Raw genomic sequence first — 2698 nt, 5'->3', positions numbered from 1 at the left:
GGGTGAAGGAGTGCACGTAGGGGTGCATGTCCGTGGACGACAGGTCGTGCTTCTCGTACCAGGTGGCGGCGGGCAGGACCACGTCCGAGAGCAGCGTCGACGACGTCTGGCGGAAGTCGAGCGAGACGAGGAGGTCGAGCTTGCCCTCGGGGGCCTCCTCGCGCCACGTCACCGTCGAGGGCCGCTCCTCGGGGGAGGCCTCCTCGGCCCGCAGCGAGGAGTGCGTGCCGAGCAGATGCTTGGTGAAGTACTCCGCGCCCTTGGCGGACGAGCCGAGCAGGTTGGCGCGCCACAGGGTCAGGACGCGCGGCCAGTTCTCCGGGGCATCCGGGTCCTCGCAGGCAAACTTCAGGCTTCCCGCCTTCAGTTCGTCGACGACATTGGCCACCGGGTCGTCGGTCGTCTCGCCGAGATCGAGCGAGTTGCGGTCGAAGGTCGGGTAGGACGGCATCCAGCCGGTACGCGCCGACAGGGCCAGGCAGTCGGCGCCCGTCATCCCGGCGAACCTGCCCTCGCCCAGCGGCGAGGCGAGCACGTCCGCGGCGAACTTGTCGTAGCGCCACTGGTCGGTGTTCAGGAACCAGTACGCGGCGCCGATCATCTGCCGCGGCGGCCTGCTCCAGTCGTTGGCGCTCGCGAGCGTCGCCCAGCCGGTCGCGGGGCGGCACTTCTCCTGGCCCACGTAGTGCGCCCAGCCGCCGCCGTTGCGGCCCTGGCAGCCGGTCAGCTGGAGAAGGGCGAGGAAGGCGCGGTAGATCGTCTCGGAGTGGAACCAGTGGTTGGTCCCCGCCCCCATCAGGATCATGCAGCGCCCGCGCGACTTCTCGGCGGTCCGGGCGAACTCCCGCGCGATCTTCACCGCCTTCGCGGCCGGGACCGAGGTGTGCGCCTCCTGCCAGGCCGGGGTGCCGGGTGTGTCGGCATCCTCGTACGAAGAAGGCCACTCGCCCGGAAGCCCCTCGCGCCCCACGCCGTACTGCGCGAGCAGCAGGTCGAAGACCGTCGTGACGAGCGGCCCGTCCTGGCCGCCGAGGCGCGTGGCGGGCACCCCGCGCCGGACGATCTCGCCGCGGCCCTGGCCGTGCGTGCCGCCCTCGGTGTCGAAGCGCGGGAGCAGCACCTCGACGCCGGAGGCCACGTCGGAGTCGTGCAGGGTGAGCTGCGGCTCGATGCTGCCGAGCTCCAGGTTCCACTTGCCCTTGCCGGACTCGGTCCAGCGGAAGCCGAGCGAGCCGTTCGGGACGGCCGGCTGCCCGGTCCTCTCGTCCAGGACGGCCGTCTTCCAGTCGTCGCCCTCACCGCTCTCGCCGAGGTCGGTGGCGCGCAGGAACTTCGAGGGGACGAACGCGCCGTCGCGCTCGGTCAGCGTCACCAGGAAGGGCAGGTCGGTGAACTTGCGGACGTAGTCGGCGAAGAAGTCCGTCCGCCGGTCGACGAAGAACTCCTTGAGGATGACGTGGCCCATCGCGATGGCAAGGGCCCCGTCCGTGCCGGGGTGCGGGTGCAGCCACTCGTCGGCGAACTTCGTGTTGTCCGCGTAGTCCGGGGACACGGCGACGACCTTCTGGCCGCGGTAGCGCGCCTCGGCCATCCAGTGCGCGTCGGGCGTGCGCGTCACCGGGACGTTCGAGCCCCACATCATCAGATACGCGGCGTCCCACCAGTCACCCGACTCCGGTACGTCGGTCTGGTCGCCGAACACCTGCGGCGAGGCGACCGGCAGGTCCGCGTACCAGTCGTAGAACGACAGCATGGGCGCGCCGATCAGCGACTTGAAGCGGGCGCCCGCCGCATGCGACACCATCGACATCGCGGGGATGGGGGAGAAGCCCGCGACGCGGTCCGGGCCGTGCGTCTTGATCGTGTGCACCTGCGCGGCCGCGATGATCTCGACGGCCTCGTCCCAGCTCGCCCGCACCAGGCCGCCCTTGCCGCGCGCCTGCTGGTAGGTGCGCCGGCGCTCGGGGTCGCGCTGGATGTCGGCCCAGGCCAGCACGGGATCCTTCAGGCGGGCCTTGGCCTCGCGGTACATCGACAGGAGGGTGCCGCGCACGTAGGGGGTGCGTACCCGCGTCGGCGAGTACGTGTACCAGGAGAAGGCGGCGCCGCGCGGGCAGCCGCGCGGCTCGTACTCGGGGCGGTCGGGGCCCACGGAGGGATAGTCGGTCTGCTGGGTCTCCCAGGTGATGATGCCGTCCTTGACGTACACCTTCCAGCGGCAGGATCCGGTGCAGTTCACGCCGTGCGTGGAGTGCACCACCTTGTCGTGACTCCAGCGGTCCCGGTAGAAGGCCTCTCCGTCACGCCCGCCGGTGCGGTGCACCGAACGCAGGTCTTCGGAAACTTCGGCACGGCTGAAATACCGTCCGGCCTTGAGCAGCGTCTCCGCGGCTCCGCGCTGATTGTGCCGCAACGTGACCCTCCGAAATGCGAAACCTCCGGCCATGACTTGCCGACAACTCGCCGGGAAATTCGGTGGCCTGTTCAGACCCTAAGCCCGCTCATCGGGCCGAACCCGAGGACTTAAGTCCCAGTGGGCAGTGACCTAATTCCGCAATTCCGCTTCCGTGCCCGTGACATGGTGTGAGTCCGGGTCAAATAGCGCATGTGAGGGGGCTTTTGGCCCGCAGGGCCGCAGGGTCCGCATGTCGCTTCCGGAAGATGGGTCGCTGATGAGCCGCTCCAAGTGGATACCCTG

1 protein-coding gene is annotated in these 2698 nt (G+C 69.7%); it reads right to left on the bottom strand.

From position 1 onward, the window contains the following. Positions 1 to 2446: molybdopterin-dependent oxidoreductase (locus tag ACQKIP_RS44665; protein WP_427745617.1), on the bottom strand; the 2446-nt coding region annotated here is incomplete at its 3' end. Positions 2447 to 2698 lie beyond the last annotated feature (252 nt).

The sequence above is a fragment of the Streptomyces sp. NPDC059900 genome (assembly GCF_050270335.1).
Taxonomy (GTDB): domain Bacteria; phylum Actinomycetota; class Actinomycetes; order Streptomycetales; family Streptomycetaceae; genus Streptomyces.
The sequence above is the reverse complement of the archived record's forward strand: the minus strand, read 5'-3'. Positions and strand labels throughout refer to the sequence as shown.